Here is a 15,650-nt window from a genome sequence, read left to right as displayed (position 1 = left end):
ACTTTGGCCGAAACCAAAGTGACGCGCCGTAAAGGCGCAAGGCGGCCTCAAGCCGAACCCTTAATCCGCAACCACATGGCCCATGTTTGCTGAGCGAAAGCGGTGCCAAGGCAGCGGGCACACATAAAAAAAAGGCCGTACCTACCTGAGGGTACGACCTTAAAGGCTTCACTGTCTTGAAGGGTATTGCTCTATTTGGCAGTAATCACCGACAATTTGGTGATGCCTGCACGTTCGATCGAGGCCATGGCGCGGGCTACTTCGCCGTAGTTCACGCCGTTGTCTGCCTGAAGTTGCACACGAACCTGCGCGTCCTTGGCCTTGGCGGCCTGAAGGTTGGTTTCCAGCAGGTCTGCCTGGATCTCGTCCTTGTTGATGAACACCTTGCCTTGTCCATCGATGCTCACTACCAGCGGGTCCTTCTGCTCTGCCGGAGCGACCGCTTCGGTCTTGGGCAGGTTGATCGGGATCGAGTTGGTCAGCAGCGGCGCGGTCACGATGAACACCACCAGCAGTACCAGCATCACGTCCACCAGAGGTGTTACGTTGATTTCGCTGAGCACTTCATCATTGTCTTGAGTGGAGAAAGCCATATCAGGACGCCTCCTTCACTTTCTGGCCGGCACCGGCGCCATTTTTGGTCAGAACCGGGTGCAGCAGGACACGGAAAGCGTTTTTCTGCGCCAAGCTGTAGAAGTCATGGGCAAAGTCGTCCAGGTCGGCAGCAGTCAGTTTCAGGCGACGCAGGAAGTAGTTGTAAACCAGCACCGCAGGTACCGCGACCGCGATACCGACACCGGTAGCGACCAGTGCAGCACCGATAGGACCGGCCACCGTTTCCAGGCTGGCGGAACCCGCAGCGCTGATGCCCTGAAGTGCAGTCATGATGCCCCACACCGTACCGAACAGGCCGATGAAGGGCGAGGTGCTGCCGATACTTGCCAGAACAGCCAGGCCGGTTTCCAGCGAACGACGCTCACGCACGATCTGCTGACGCAAGGCACGCTCCAGACGATCCTGATGGTTGATCGACTGACTCAGGTCGGTCTGCTGACCGCCTTCATGAACCTGGATGGCGGCATAACCGGCCTGGGCAACACGGGCGGCAGCGCCAGGCTGTTGCTGAGCCAGTTCAGCGGCCGAATCCAGGCTGGAGGCCGCCCAGAACTGCTTGTGGAACTTGCGATCCTGGGATTTCAGACGTGAAAACTGTACGCCCTTGAGCAAGGCCAGGCCCCAGGTCGCGACGGAAAAGACCACCAGCAGCCAGATGACGGCGTGTTCGATGGATTCAAAAGGGGATGCCAGTAGGTTCATGATCTGTACTCTCGTGCTGTGCTGATACGTCAGGTTCTGGTGTTGCGATGCTCCTTTTGTCAGGTGGCTCGCATTGAAGCTTTGAAACCGTTATTTGATCTTGAAGTCGATGGGCACGCTGACCCAGCCGTCCTGGGCAACATCGCCCTGTTTGGCGGGAACGAAGCTCCAGCGCTTGACTGCCGTTACTGCGGCTTCGTCGAGCGAATCACGACCACTGCTTTTCTGAATCTGGATCTCGCCCGGTTTGCCGCTGGCCAGTACATGCACTCGCAACAGGACCGTCCCTTCCCAACCGCGGCGCATGGCCAGCGATGGATATTCCGGAGCCGGATTGCGCAGGTAACCGGCGCTGGCCGAAGCCGGCGTCACAGGTGCTGGCGCGGGCGGTGCCGGTGGCGCAGGCGCTGCAACCGGTTGTGGCGGTGCAGGTGGTGCGGGCGGCTGCTCAACGGGTTTGGCGACAGGCTTGGGCGTCGGCAGCTTCACAACCGGCTTGGGTTTTGGTTTGGGCGGTGGTTTGACGGCCAACTCATCCTCGACTGGAGGCGGCGGCTCGACCACAGGTTGAACGATTGGCTCGGGCGGCGGTGGCGGCGTTTCAACCACGGGCGGCGCGGGCTGGGAAAATTCGATGGTCATCGGCGGAATTTCCGGCGGGACGATCGGCAGAACGGGGGTCGGAGTCTGGCTCAGCCAGTAAATCACTGCACCATGCAGCACCAAGGCAAATGCACCGAGCAGAATGCCTTCCCGACGTCCCAGAACAGGCTTGGGCGTGCGCTGCAACCGCGACTGCCCCAAGGGTCCCCGAAAAGGACGCCCCAGATCGACCAATTCGCCGCTCGGCGTTTGGCGCCAAGGCGCTTCATGCGCACTGGCTGCGGTCTGGACATTGCCCATTGATACACTCCTGCATTTTTTCAGTAAAAATCCAGGTTCTGTTGGTATCAGTCACCTTTCCAATTTGGTAGCGCCGGGCAATCATCCATGATCACGCTTGCTCCAGAAAAGAATATTTAGTTCTCCTGTTATTCATAAAAAGAATATAAAACCTCACCCATCAAAAAGCCCCGGCATGCACGAACATGGCGGGGCCTGGAGCAGACTGGGGTAAACCTCAATCAGTGACCGCTATGATCACCATGCCCGGAATGCCCCTGGGCAGTCAGCGCCTTGACGGGCGCGAGGATCTTGATCGACTCCTTGACTCCCTTGTCGTCTTCAACGGTCAGGGTCAGCGGTACCTGATCGCCCTCCTTCACCTGAGCCACCAGGCCCATGAGCATCACGTGATAGCCGTTGGAGTCCAGCACCACGGTCTTGCCGGCTGGCAGGTCGATGGATTTGACCTGCTGCATGTTCATCACATCGTTCTTCATGCTCATCTGATGGATCTGCACGTCTTTCGCAGCAGGCGAGCTGACCTCAACCAGCTTGCCGCCCGTGCTCGACGTGATGTTCATGAAAGCGCCGGTTGCTGGCTGCCCGGCAACCGTGGCGCGCACCCAGGCCTCATCCACGGTGGTCTGCGCATGGGCCTGAAGGCTGACACCCAGGATGGACAGGGCCAGCAGCAGGCTTTTGCACGGGGTAGCGATCAGGGCATTACGGATCAGAGTAGTCATCAGCATACTTCCATCAAAGTGAGCAAATCTTCTGCGCATTGCTGTGCGGACAGCGAGTGAGACAGGCCAAGGCGCAATACGCCTCGGGTATCGAACACATAGCTGGTGGAGGTGTGGGAAATCGTATAAGTGTCGCCCAGCGGCACCTTCTCGTAGAACACGCCGAATTCCTTGGCGGTGGCCGCGGTTTCTTCCAGAGTGCCAGACAGCGCCACAAAGCTTGGATCGAAGGCCTTTACATAGGCCTCAATGACATCAGGCTTGTCACGCTCCGGGTCCAGGGTAATGAACACCACCTGGAAGGTATCGGCATCGGCACCCATCAGTTTCTTGATCTGCGCGGCACGGGCCAGCGCAGTCGGGCAGACCGCCGGGCATTGGGTGAAGCCGAAGAACACCATCGGCATGTAGCCGCGGAAGCTCGACAGGGTCAGCACGTCGCCCTGAGCGTTCCGAAGCTTGAAGTTACGCCCGATGATCTTGTTGCTCAGGTCCTTGCCGTACTTGAACGGCAAGGCATTGGAGTTATTGCAACCGGTCAGAACGCCAAGGCTCAGCAATGAGAGGCCCGCGAGCACTTCGCGACGGGTCAGGTATTGAGTCATGCATTACGGTCCTTTGAAGGAAAACAGGCAAGGCATGCAGCACATCACATGCCGGATGCGCTGCAGACAACCAGTGAACGCAAGACGGAGTTTCAGGGCGCCTGCGGCACCAGCCCCGGCGAAGTGTGACGGGAAGACTCGCGCATCAGGCCCGGCGGGATACGCAGCCTGACATTGCGCGAGCGCAGCAGCCAGCCCAGTCCGATGAAGAACACCACGAAACCGGTCAGCTTGCCGGCAAAGGTGCAGTCCAGCATGGCCAGTTGCATGACCAGTGAATGCCTGGCCTCGTCCGGGCCTTCCATCGACAGGGAAGTATCCGGGTTATCGCCACAGATATCGGCGGCTGCTACAGAGGAAAACGTCCCCAGCATCTGCCCATGGCTGATGCTGCACATGAACCCATTGAACAGGATGAAGCCATACAGCATCCAGGCAATGAGCGAGCGGTGGGTTCGGACGAATTTCATGGCGGCGAATCTACCACTCTCACGCCCTGTCGAACACCGGGAATCCACGAGCAGCGTGCAGGCCAAGGCAGGAAGCGTGCGGTGACGGGCCACAACCCGAGGTGCGACAAAGTGGCGCAGGCAGCACAACAGGGATGCCAGGACCATTCGAGAACGGTTCATCCTTTACGCACAAAATGCAATTTATTTATCTAAATATAATATTTAAATTCAAATAATTCATAATTAGCTTATACCGAAAAGAACTTTCACAGGATTGTTTCATAACCATATATTCCCGCTTACAGACCGACCCTTACCAGTGGAGGCTCAGAAAAACTTCCCGAAACTGACAAGGATCACTCCCCATGGCCTCCACTGCTCGCGCAGCCAGAAAGCCCCTGCCCCCTCACCTGCTAAAAGGCATCGCCTTCGCCAGTCTGGGCTTTATCACTCCTGTGCAGGCAGTTGAAGAGTCCGGCAATGACACACGCCTGGACAAGGTCACGGTCATTTCCACCGGCATTCGCGGCACCGAGCGCACCGTGACCAACAGCCCGGCACCCATCGATATCGTCACCAGCGAGCAATTGCTCAAGACCGGCCGCGCCGACCTGACCGAAGCCATCGCCAAGCTGCTGCCTTCGTTCAACTACGGCACCAACGTCGCCGGTTACAACTCCACCATCCGCCCTCTGTCCAACCGCAGCCTGGCACCGGCCTATACATTGGTGCTGGTCAACGGCAAGCGACGCCATAACAGCGCCCTGCCCGCCAACGGCTCCACCGACAGCAGCGGCGCCAACTCGGTGGACATCGACATGATCCCCGTCAGCGCGGTGGAACGCATCGAAGTCCTCAAAGACAGCGCCGCCGCTCAATATGGCTCCGATGCCATTGCAGGCGTGATCAACGTGATCCTCAAGTCCAGTGCCCAGGGTGGCCACCTGGGCGTGACCTACGGCAAGCTCTACAGTGGCGAAGGCGAAGTGACCAAGTTTGAGGGCGACAAGGGCTTTGAGCTGGGGAATGGCGGCTTCCTGCACCTGTCCGCCGATGCGCGCAAACGCGGCGATGCCAGCTGGAATGAAAAAGCCACCAATACTGCCTATTTCCCCGGTGACCCTCGGGAAGCGACCTGGGACCGGGTGGGCGTCAAGAACGGCGACCCGCAAATCAAGGCCTTCAACCTGGCCTACAACGCCGAACTGCCACTGGATGATCGAACCAAGCTGTATTCCTACGGCACCTATGGCCAACGCGACGCCATCATCAATAACTATTTCCGTTACCCCAATGGCAACGCCAACATCCCGGAACTGTTCCCCGACGGCTACTACCCGCTGAACAACCTGGACGATACCGACTACCAGTACCTGATCGGTGCCAAAGGCGAATCCCTGGGCTGGGACTGGGACCTGAGCACCACCTATGGGCGCAACAACAATCATCAATACAGCGACCTGACCATCAACCCGTCACTGGGGCCGGCTTCCCCGACCTCCTTCGATGATCTTGCGACCTACCGTTTCGAGCAGTGGGTCAACAACCTGGACATCACCCGCGCCTTTGACGGCGTGTTCGGTGTGCCGCTGCAGGTGTCTGCGGGGCTGGAACATCGCTGGGAACGCTTCCGGACCTTCGCCGGTGATGCGCAGGCCTATCAAGTGGGCGGCTATCGCTTCCCGGCCACTCTGCCCAATGGCCAGCCCAATCCGCTGGCAGGCCAACTGGCTTCGATTGCCGCCCAGGCTGCGGCGGTCATCTCGCCTCAGGATGCAACCAGCATCAAACGCAACAACTATGCAGCCTATGTGGATTTCGGCATCACGCCCATTGAGCCACTGTTCATTGACCTGGCCCTGCGCGCAGAGCACTTCGATGACGACTCGGGCAACACCCTCAGTGCCAAGCTCAACTCTCGCTACGAATTCACCGACACCTTCGCGGTACGCGGCACAATCGGCACTGGCTTTCGGGCACCCTCCCTGACCCAGATCGGCTACAGCATCTCCGACAACCGGGTGGGTGCAGCGCCTGACGGCACCATCGTGCCCGCCGTGACCCGCATCGCACCGGTCAACTCGTCACTGGCCCAGGCCTTGGGCGCCACCCCTCTGGACCCGGAAAAATCCCGCAACCTGGGCCTGGGCGTGACCTGGCAACCGGCGCCGCGCACCAGCCTGACGGTCGATGCCTACTGGATCGAGATCGCCGACCGCATCGCGCGCACCGAAAGCCTGTATGGCCCGGCACTGGCGCCGATTCTCACCGCCCAGAACGTCGACACCAGTACCTGGACCTCGTATTACGCCAACGCTTTCGACACCCGCACCCGTGGCCTGGATATCGTGCTCGATCATTCCAGCCGTTATGGTGCCTTTGGCGATGTGCGCTGGAGCGCAGGATTCAACTACAACAAGACCATCATCACCGACGTCAAGAGCGAACCCTCAGCCTTGCAGGGCCTGGGCGACAACACAGGCGGCAGCCTGACCTGGGTAGGCCGTGCCCGGGAAGGCGATCTGACCGACGCGCAACCAAAAACCAAATGGGTGCTGGGTGCCAACTGGACCCTTGGCGACCTGGGCGTAAACCTGCAGACCACCCGCTATGGCAAGGTCAAGACCCTTCAGCAGCTGGAAAGTGGCGACCGCAGCTTCGGTGCCAAATGGATTACCGACCTGGACCTGTCCTACACGATTCAGGAAAACATCACGGTCAGCCTCGGCGGCACCAACATCTTCAATGTGCGCCCGGACAAGAACGCCGTCCCTTCGGCCAATGGTCTGAACCTCTACAGCAACCCGCCGTTCTATCCGGGTGGCGGGTTCTGGTACAGCAAGATCGCTTATGACTTCTGATCCAGCAAAACGTCTTACATGCCATTGGCGGACAGGGTGCTGAAATGCAGCGGATTGATGCCGTAATAGCGGCGGAAAACCTTGGCGAAGTGGCTGGCGTTGGAATACCCGACTGCCGCCGCCACTTCGCTGACGGATCCCTGTTGCTTGAGCAGTTGTGCGGCCCGCTCGATACGGACTTTCTGTAGATAGCCGTACACGCCGCTGTCGTAGACATCGCGAAAACCCTGCTTGAGTTTCCTGGTATTGAGCTCCACACACTGGGCCAGCGATTCGATAGTCCACTCCTGTTCCGGGTGAGCCTCAAGCAGCTTGCGCGCCCGCTCGATCCGAACCAGATCACGCCCTCCGGCACTCAGGCCCGAGAAACGCGCCAGGTCCTGAATATGGGCCGTCAACTGCGCCAGCATTTCATAAGCCTTGCCGCGCAGCAGCAGATCCCTGGCAACGCCTTCAAACTTGCAGCCCAGCATTTCCTGACCGATACGCCGCACGGCATTGGGTGCAGGGAACTGCACCAATCGTGAAGTGCTGTCGAGCGAGCGCGTGTTTTCCCAGGGGCCGTGGTAATCGAACAACTGCCCGGCCAGATCAAGCATGCCCAGCCGGTTCGCCGCAAAACTGATATTTACGCCACGCCAGCGAGTGCCTGCGGGCACAAAGCCTTCCCCCTGAACCGGCACAGTGGAATGGAACAGGCAGCAGTGGTCTTCGCGCCAGTTCAAGGGCGAAGTATCCGCAAAAGAACGCCAACCGGCACAGCTCGCGTGGTACGACACCGTCAAAGATGCTTCGCAGGAAGAGTCCAGATGCCGGTCTTCATCGACCTGCCACTCGATAAGACGGATATCGAGTTCATCGCTCACCTCTTCGGTCAAAACCTTGGGCAGCTCATAGTCAGCGCAGTAATGATTCAGGCTCATTGCACAAACTCTTTTGGGAATCAGACTCAAATGATAACACTTATCAACTATAGTGCCGATTACGCGCACCAAAGCCCCGATCACGCGCGCAATGAAATGGCCATCTCCAGAAGATAGCGCCATCCCATCTACAGCAGAGTCCTTTCATGCAACGCTCTATTCTCAGCATGGCGATCATGTTCGCCATCTCCAACCACGCTCTGGCGGACGCTGCAGTGAACCTGCCGGAAATGCAAGTGACCGCCAGCAAACGAGTGCAAGCCCAGGACCAGACCGACCTGGCTCTGGCCGTTGCCAGCGAGGCCGACCTTGAGCGTGCCAATGTCTATGACAGTGGCGATCTGGAGCGGGTCTTCCCCGAGCTGCTGGTACGCAATACCGGTGCCGGAGTATTCCCCAGCCTGAGCCTGCGCGGGGTTTCCTCTTCGGACCCGTACAACGCCCCGGTGGGGATCTACGTTGATGGCGTGCCGCAATATCTGGGCACCTTCAACCAACAGTTGCTGAATATCGATCGCATCGAACTGCTCAAAGGCCCGCAAGGCACTCTGTACGGACGCAATGCTCATGCTGGCGCGCTGAGCATCGTCACTCGTCAACCGGACAACACCCCGACGGCAACGATACAAAGCCGCTTCAGCAACCTGCATCAACAAATCTCGGCCACCGGCTCGGCGCCCCTGATCGATGACAAGCTGTTCATCCAGGGCGCGATCTATCACGACGACACCGATGGTGAACTGACCCGTAGCGAACATCATGGCGACAGCGACAACGGTGGCGGCAACGTCGCACTCACCTTCAAGCCCAACGAAGACTTCAGCCTGAAACTGGCCTATGCCCGTGACCGGCTGACCTCCTATAACGAGCAATACCTGGCCGACGAAACCTATGAAAAACGCCGTGCCAGCGTACCGCTCATGGAATCGGTCTACGTGCGTCGCGTGGAAACCAGCAGCGCAAGCATCGACTGGAACCTCAGCGATTCGCTGAAACTGAGTTCCATCACCTCACTGCAAAACTATCGCCATGAGCGCCTGTTCGGTGACATGGGTTTCCACTGGCCGGAAACCCAACGCACCGTCAGTCAGGAATTGCGCCTCTCGACTCAAGGTGAAGACCGTGCCTGGGATGCGGTCGGCGGCCTGTACTGGCAGAAGAGCCGCAGCCATTCAGAGCGAACCCCGGACGCGGGCGCTCCGTTGTTCGGCGCGTTTGGCACAGCTGACAGCCGTATCGAAAACACCGAAAAAGCCGTATTCGGCGAGTTCACCTGGCACCTGGCACCACGCTGGGACCTGACCCTGGGTGCTCGCCACAGCGAGGAAAAAGCCGAGACCACCTACAACCAGACGGACGCGCTGTTCACGCCGGGCTTCGTCTACAAAGGTAACGACACCTTCACCAGTACCACACCCAAAGTGGCGCTGGGCTTCCAGGCGACCCCGGATACCCGCGTGTACGCATCGGTCAGCAAAGGCTTCAAGGCCGGTGGCTACAACCGTATCGGCGCAATCACCGCCGATGCCGTGGCCTACTCGCCCGAGAAATCGCTGAACATGGAAGTCGGCGTCAAATCCAGCCTGCTGGACAAGCGCCTATGGCTCAACGCGGCGTTGTACCGGATCGATATCGAGGATGTGCAGCAGTTCATCGGCGCAGCAGGCACCGGCACCCAATCCCTTAGCAACATCGGCAAGGCCCGCAGCGAAGGCGCGGAAATGTCTCTGGACTGGCGCGCCGACGAAGCGACGCTGATTCGTCTGGCCGGCACCGTCAACCGCAACCGCATGCTGGACTCCGACCGTCAGGGCAACAGCCTGACCTACACGCCGGGCCGCACCTTGCGCGCCTCGGCCGAACGCAGTTTCTACTTCGATAACCTGTTGGGCGAACTGCGTCCGAGTGTCGGCATCAGCTACACCGGCCAGCACTACTTCGATGTGGACAACGAAGTCTCCCAAGGCGGCTACAGCCTGGTGGATGCTCGCCTTTCCTGGCTACCGAAACCTGATCTGGAACTGGCGCTGTACGGAAACAACCTGGGCGACAAGGACTATCGCACCTATTCCTACCTTTCTGCTGGCGCACAGTTCAGCCAGCCAGGGCAAGGTCGTGAAGTCGGCCTGAGTACCAAGATCACATTCTGATACTCCAGGAACAACGAAGGGGCCAATTGGCCCCTTCGTCGTTTCCGAGCTTTTACTCCTCCCGATACGCCTTGGGCGACATCCCGTGGCGCTGGCGGAAGAAGCGCGACAAATGGCTGCTGTGAGAAAACCCGCAACGCCATGCCACATCCTTGATCGGCAAGTCAGTGTCCTTGAGCAGCTTGCCCGCATGATCGAGTCGGCATTCCAGAACATAGTTGTAAACGCTGGTGCCGAACAGTTCATTGAAGTGCCGCTTCAGGGCACCATGCCCCATACCAACCGCGCGGCTGATTTCGACCACGTTCAATGGTTCAAGGCAATGCTCGTGAATATAAGTGCGTGCCGCCAGCAGCATGCGCCGCTCGCGACGGTTGATCCGTGGCGCGCTATCGGTATCGGTCTCCAGAGCCAGCGGTCCGGAACAGGAATCTGCGGCGGCCGTCAGGCGTTGAGCGATATTCCACAGCAACTCCATGGCCTGAGCATGAGCCTTGAGGCTTTGCAAAGGGTTGCCAGGCACGCCATCGGACATGAACTGCTCGGCGATACGCTGTTCAAGGGGTGTCATCTGCATACGCAACACCCCGGCCTTGCGCTGCGGATGTGTAAACCAGCGCTCAGGTCCTTTATCGGCCTCCATCAATGGCTCGAAGACATCCAGCCACTCCAGACGAAAATGAACGATGGCCAGTTTCAGGTCGTGATAAGCCGGGAAGAAATCCATGCAGGTAAACGGTTCGCAGGCACAACTCAGATAGCAGAAACCCGAGTCGTAGGAACACAGCTCAGGTGCTCCTTCCATCAAGAAATGACCATTGCCCTTGACCATCATCGCCAGGGACAAATGCCGATCGACATTGACCTGCCGACACACATCACGACAGGGAAAGCCATCCACCAGCCCGATACGTACACCATCAGCGACTTCGGCCCAGGCAATGCCGGGCATGAACTGATTGTGCTGTTCCAGCGTGGGTGCACTTGGACGCAATGCGGAATCCATCGACATGGGGAAACCCTTCAGTCCACAACAGTGAAGCGGCAATGCACCAGACCCGGTGCAAAGCGCTGGCGCAATGGGCGCACATGGGACAGCAAAGCCAGCGCGCGCATGTAACGCGGCCAAGGCTCGCCGTAGGTCTTGTCCTGCAACAACTCAAGCCCTGGAACCTGACTCACGAAATCCTGCAACTCGCCCAAGGCGATACCGAACGGCATCGGCGGTGTCTTGTAACCGGCGGTCAGGTACATGCCCCTGAGGGTCTTGCGGGAGAACCACGGCGGAATGCAATCGAAGAACAGTTCACCCTGACGCAGCGTCCTGACCATCGCCTGCAACAAGGCCAGCACCTCGGCCTGCTGAAAATACATCAATAATCCGGCCGCCGTGACAAACACCGGGCCTTCGCTCTGTTGCGCGACCTGCTCCAGCCATTGGGTATCCAGCGCCGAACAGGCCAGCAGATGATTGCGCGAATGCACAGGCAACAGATGACGACGCGTCTCGATGGCTTCGGGCAGGTCGACCGAAAACCACTTTACCTGACCGTTGTCGACACGCCAGAACTGGGTTTCCAGTCCTTCACCCAAGGCTACAACCGTGCCGTCGGGATGACGTTCGAGAAAGTCGCGCACACGCTCGTCGGCATAACGCGAACGGATCGCGTGGGTCGCATTGGGTCGTCCGAAATGGCCATTAAAGTCGTAATCGATACGATCAAGCAGGCTCAGCAATACCGGATCGTCAAGCAGAGGATCAGGCCCTTGGGAAAACGCCGCCCGGTTCCAGACCGTCATCAGCATGGTTTCCGGAACACCGGAAAGGTTGGGGGCAAGTCGCTGGGTTTCCACTGCTGCATTCATCGGCTTTTTTCCTTTGAAACCCGCTGCCGAAGACGGCTTGCGGGCATATGTCGAGGGGGTGTCTTGTTTCACCCGGCCGACTTTAGCTTGTCAGAGCATGATGTCATTAATGAGAACGATAATTATTAGCCCGATTGTGCTCGCCGTAAACCCTTTGTGATCCTAATAAGAATGACAGCGCTTTATTCTCCGCTTCCAACACGTGCCCACCGGGTCCGTCGATGAGCAAAACCATCGGCGGACCCGGCCCTGCACGCGCAGAAAAAACACAGGAGAGCGGGATGAAGAGCAAACCCGCTGCGGTCGATAAGACGGCAGCGCAACCACTGAGCCACATGCGATTGCTGGGACTTGCACCTCGCATGTTCGCCATGGCGATCAGTTGTGCCGTGATCTCCACCCTGCTCAGCCTTGTACCGCTGTGGTGCATCTACAAGATTGCCCAAATACTGCTGGGCGCAGCCCCCGACGCCAAAGCGGCCTTTCTCTGGGGGCTGGGGGCGCTGGTAGCCGTTTTGCTGCGCTGGCTGATCATGAGCGCCAGCCATGTGACCGCTCACCTGGCGGCGTTCGAGCTTCTGCGTCAGTTGCGTCGGCGTATCGCCAGGCACCTTGGGGAAGTTCCACTGAGTTTCTTCAACAGCCACAGCAGCACGGACCTGCGTCGCACCCTCAATGACGACGTCGGCTCTCTTGAAGGTTTCTTTGCACACCTGCTGCCCGATTCAGTGTCGGCTGCCGTGATGCCGCCTCTGACCCTGATTGTGCTGTTCAGTGTCGACTGGCGACTGGCGCTGGCGTGCATCGTTCCACTGCCCCTGGCCTTTCTGGCCCAGGCGCTGATGATCAAGGGTTCGGCCGCACGCATGGAGCAATGGCACAGCTTGCAACAGCGTATTTCGCAGAGCTTCAGCGAATACCTCAAAGGCATCCAGGTGGTCAAAAGCTTCGGGCTGACCAGCCTGCGCTTCGGCACGTTGAGCAAGGACATTCGCGGGGCTGCTGACTGGGTAGCCGGCTTTGCCCGCAAGAGCTCGCTGTTCTGGGTGGTGTTCTCGGGGCTGCTCAGCGCCAACCTGATCATCGTTGCCCCGCTGGGTGCCTGGTTGCTGCTCAATGGGCAGATCACCCTGGAAACCTTGCTGCTTTTCCTTCTGCTGGCTCCAGCCGTCCTGATGCCATTGCTGCGCCTGACCTACATGCTGGGCGAACAGGTGCAACGCAATGCAGCACTGGCACGGATCAACAACGTGCTGCTCAGCCCGGCGATGAATGAAAACCCGACTGCCCACATCCCCGATGCACCACTGGATCTGCGCCTGGAAAATGTCTGCCACGCCTATGGCGACAGGCAGGCTCTGGATCAGGTCAGCTTCAGCGCGCAAGCGGGCCACTTGACCGCGCTGGTCGGCCCCAGCGGTTCAGGCAAGAGCACCGTGGCACAACTGGTCTGTCGGCTGTTCGATGCCGACAGCGGCAGCATCACGCTGGGCGGCAAGGAACTGCGCGACTGGCCACTGGATGCACTGCTCGAAAGGGTCGCAACCGTGTTCCAGCAGGTTCACCTGTTCGACGGCACAGTGCTCGACAACCTGCGCCTGGCAAAGCCCGACGCCGATCAGGCCAGCGTTGAAAGCGCAGCCCGTGCAGCCTGTGCCCACGACTTCATCATGCGTATGCCCCAGGGATACCTGACGCCTGTCGGTGAGCGCGGCGCGCAATTGTCCGGTGGCGAACGCCAGCGCCTGTCCATTGCCCGCGCCCTGCTCAAGAACGCTCCGGTGCTGATTCTCGACGAAGCCACCGCCTATGCCGACAGCGAAAACGAAGTGCTGATCCAGCAAGCGCTGGCCAACCTGTGCCGTGGACGTACCGTTCTGATGATTGCCCACCGCTTGCATACCGTGACGGCTGCGCAGTGCATCGTCGTTCTGGATCAGGGCCGGATACGCGGCATCGGTCGCCATGAGCAACTGCTGGAAAGCTGCGTGTTGTATCGCCAGCTCTGGCAGGACCACAGCCGAATTCGCCAATGGCAACTGAGCAGCGCAGGAGTACCGGCATGATCGCCAACCTGATGCGTGCCGGTGAGCGCCTGGCTGGCCAGCGTGATCCACGCCTGAACCGCGGGCTGCGGCTTGCGGTACTCGAAGGGTTGCTGAGTGCAGCGCCCTACCCGCTGCTGTACGTGTTGCTCGACAGCCTGCTCAATGACACCGCCACCACTCAAAATGTGGTCTGGCTGGCACTGGCCATGCTGGCCTGCCTGATCGCCAGGATCGTGACAGGCGCCATTGGCACGCCACTGGTATTCACCGGTGCCTACGCCATGATGGCCAACGCTCGTCTGCGCTTGATAGATCATTTGCAGACGCTGCCACTGGGCTGGTTCGGCAAGGCCAACAGTGGCGAGATCAGCGCTCAGGTCACCAGTGACCTGGAACTGGTCGAAAACCTCTGGTCACACTTTCTCGGGGTGTTCGTCCTCTCGCTGGCAAAACTGACGTTCCTGCTGATCTTCCTGTTCTGGCTGGAACCGGTGCTGGCCTGCGCCGTACTGGCCATGTTGCCGCTGGCCGGAATGGCGATCTACGTGGCGATACGCAAGACGCTGGTCCAGGCCAGACGCATGCTCGCCAGCAACAATCGCACTCAGGCGGCCTTGCAGGAATACATTCAAGGCATTGCCGTGATTCGCAGCTTCGGTCGTTTCGGCAGCGCCCTGCAACGTTTGAATCAGGTCATGGATGCGCAGCATAGGGCCATGATCAGCATCGAACTGAAACCGGCTCCGTGGATCGGGCTGTTCGGGCTGGTGATCGAAGCCGGCTTCATCATGATGGTGCTGCTCGGCTGCAATCTGCTGCTGGAAGGACAACTGTCCATCAACAGCCTGCTGATTTTCACCGTGCTGTCCCTGCCACTTTACCGCCAGGCCATCGACCTGGGTTTCTCCACCCTGTTGCTGCGCTTCGGCCATCTGGCCCTGACCCGCACCGAGCAGTTGCTGGAACAGGCGCCGATGCCGGAGCCGTCCACGCCACGCAAACCCCAACACTTCGATATCGAACTGCGCAATGTGCGCTTCAGCTACGCCGAGCGCGAAGCGGCGGTAATCGACGGCCTTTCCTGCCACCTGCCAGCGGGCACCCTCACCGCACTGGTCGGCCCGAGCGGAGCCGGCAAAAGCACCCTGGCGCACTTGGTCGCAAGGCTCTGGGACATCGACAGCGGCCACTTGCAGATTGGCGGTATCGAAGCCCGTGAGATTGGCAGTCAGTACCTGCAAGAACACATTTCCATGGTCTTCCAGGACGTCACGCTGTTCTCCGGCACCGTGCTGGACAACCTGCTGGTCGGCAAGCCCGACGCCACCGAACAGCAAGTCATCCACGCCGCGCGCCTTGCCCAGGCCCACGATTTCATCGAGGCCCTGCCCGATGGTTACGCCACGCGGATTGGCGAAAACGGCGGCTGGCTTTCAGGTGGCGAACGCCAACGCCTGTCCATTGCCCGCGCCCTGCTCAAGAACAGCCCGATCCTGTTGCTCGATGAAGCCACTTCCAGCGTCGATCCGTCCTCGGAAGCCGCGATTCAACTGGGGCTCGATGCACTGGTGCGTGACCGCACCGTGCTGGTCATCGCTCATCGCCTGCACAACATCCAGCACGCCGACCAGATTCTGGTCATGGATCGCGGGCGCATCGTCGAACAAGGCCGCCACGACGAGCTTCTGGAGCTGAACGGTCTTTACGCACATTTATGGCATCAGCAGAGCCGGGCACGGCACTGGAACCTGAATACCTGAACCCTTACGCGCCGCGCAAACCCTGCGCGGCACGAGTACT

At 59.4% G+C, this 15,650-nt stretch carries 13 protein-coding genes; 4 read left to right on the top strand and 9 right to left on the bottom strand.

Annotated elements, in window-relative coordinates:
- Nucleotides 1–191 precede the first annotated feature (191 nt).
- The 6 genes from K5D32_RS15395 to K5D32_RS25975 form a co-directional block, all read right to left on the bottom strand.
- Complete coding sequence (locus tag K5D32_RS15395) at nucleotides 192–593, bottom strand: biopolymer transporter ExbD (protein ID WP_025259811.1); 402 nt, start codon at nucleotides 591–593, stop codon at nucleotides 192–194.
- Nucleotide 594: 1 nt separating this feature from the next.
- Nucleotides 595–1,317 (bottom strand): MotA/TolQ/ExbB proton channel family protein, encoded by a 723-nt coding sequence (locus K5D32_RS15390; protein WP_221577759.1) that lies wholly within the window; start codon nucleotides 1,315–1,317, stop codon nucleotides 595–597.
- 90 nt (nucleotides 1,318–1,407) lie between these two features.
- On the bottom strand, nucleotides 1,408–2,220 hold the full coding sequence (locus K5D32_RS15385) for an energy transducer TonB (protein WP_221600884.1): 813 nt from the start codon (nucleotides 2,218–2,220) through the stop codon (nucleotides 1,408–1,410).
- Nucleotides 2,221–2,441: 221 nt separating this feature from the next.
- Entirely contained in the window at nucleotides 2,442–2,951 is a 510-nt protein-coding gene (locus tag K5D32_RS15380) for a copper chaperone PCu(A)C (protein WP_221577761.1), read from the bottom strand.
- The gene (locus tag K5D32_RS15375; RefSeq protein ID WP_221600882.1) at nucleotides 2,945–3,550 is read right to left on the bottom strand and encodes an SCO family protein; all 606 of its coding nucleotides are present in this window, start codon (nucleotides 3,548–3,550) and stop codon (nucleotides 2,945–2,947) included. The genes K5D32_RS15380 and K5D32_RS15375 overlap by 7 nt, the downstream gene beginning before the upstream one ends.
- Nucleotides 3,551–3,642: 92 nt before the next feature.
- Entirely contained in the window at nucleotides 3,643–4,020 is a 378-nt protein-coding gene (locus tag K5D32_RS25975) for a DUF2946 domain-containing protein (RefSeq protein WP_260407401.1), read from the bottom strand.
- A gap of 347 nt (nucleotides 4,021–4,367) precedes the next feature.
- Between K5D32_RS25975 and K5D32_RS15365 the strand changes: the two genes are divergently transcribed.
- Complete coding sequence (locus K5D32_RS15365; protein WP_221600880.1) at nucleotides 4,368–6,863, top strand: TonB-dependent siderophore receptor; 2,496 nt, start codon at nucleotides 4,368–4,370, stop codon at nucleotides 6,861–6,863.
- Between the two features lie 14 nt (nucleotides 6,864–6,877).
- Here the strand turns inward: K5D32_RS15365 and K5D32_RS15360 are convergent, their stop codons facing one another.
- Nucleotides 6,878–7,786 carry an AraC family transcriptional regulator gene (locus K5D32_RS15360; protein ID WP_221600878.1) on the bottom strand — a complete coding sequence of 303 codons (909 nt, stop codon included), beginning with the start codon at nucleotides 7,784–7,786 and terminating at the stop codon, nucleotides 6,878–6,880.
- Nucleotides 7,787–7,932: 146 nt separating this feature from the next.
- On the opposite strand from K5D32_RS15360, the gene K5D32_RS15355 reads away from it, so the two are divergent.
- Nucleotides 7,933–9,936: a TonB-dependent receptor gene (locus K5D32_RS15355; RefSeq protein ID WP_221600876.1), complete on the top strand. Its 2,004-nt coding sequence runs from the start codon at nucleotides 7,933–7,935 to the stop codon at nucleotides 9,934–9,936.
- 52 nt (nucleotides 9,937–9,988) lie between these two features.
- Here K5D32_RS15355 and K5D32_RS15350 read toward each other — a convergent pair whose 3' ends face one another.
- Nucleotides 9,989–10,948, bottom strand: a complete 960-nt coding sequence (locus tag K5D32_RS15350) for an AraC family transcriptional regulator (protein WP_221600874.1) — start codon at nucleotides 10,946–10,948, stop codon at nucleotides 9,989–9,991.
- 11 nt (nucleotides 10,949–10,959) lie between these two features.
- Nucleotides 10,960–11,802: a class I SAM-dependent methyltransferase gene (locus K5D32_RS15345; RefSeq protein ID WP_221600872.1), complete on the bottom strand. Its 843-nt coding sequence runs from the start codon at nucleotides 11,800–11,802 to the stop codon at nucleotides 10,960–10,962.
- A gap of 281 nt (nucleotides 11,803–12,083) precedes the next feature.
- On the opposite strand from K5D32_RS15345, the gene K5D32_RS15340 reads away from it, so the two are divergent.
- Nucleotides 12,084–13,868, top strand: coding sequence for an ABC transporter ATP-binding protein (locus K5D32_RS15340; RefSeq protein WP_221600870.1), 1,785 nt, complete (start codon nucleotides 12,084–12,086; stop codon nucleotides 13,866–13,868).
- The gene (locus K5D32_RS15335) at nucleotides 13,865–15,610 is read left to right on the top strand and encodes an ABC transporter ATP-binding protein (protein ID WP_221600868.1); all 1,746 of its coding nucleotides are present in this window, start codon (nucleotides 13,865–13,867) and stop codon (nucleotides 15,608–15,610) included. The genes K5D32_RS15340 and K5D32_RS15335 overlap by 4 nt, the downstream gene beginning before the upstream one ends.
- The last annotated feature ends 40 nt before the right edge of the window (nucleotides 15,611–15,650 follow it).

The organism is Pseudomonas cichorii, from assembly GCF_019719005.1.
Lineage (GTDB): Bacteria > Pseudomonadota > Gammaproteobacteria > Pseudomonadales > Pseudomonadaceae > Aquipseudomonas > Aquipseudomonas cichorii_E.
This window is presented reverse-complemented; position numbering and strand designations above follow the sequence as displayed.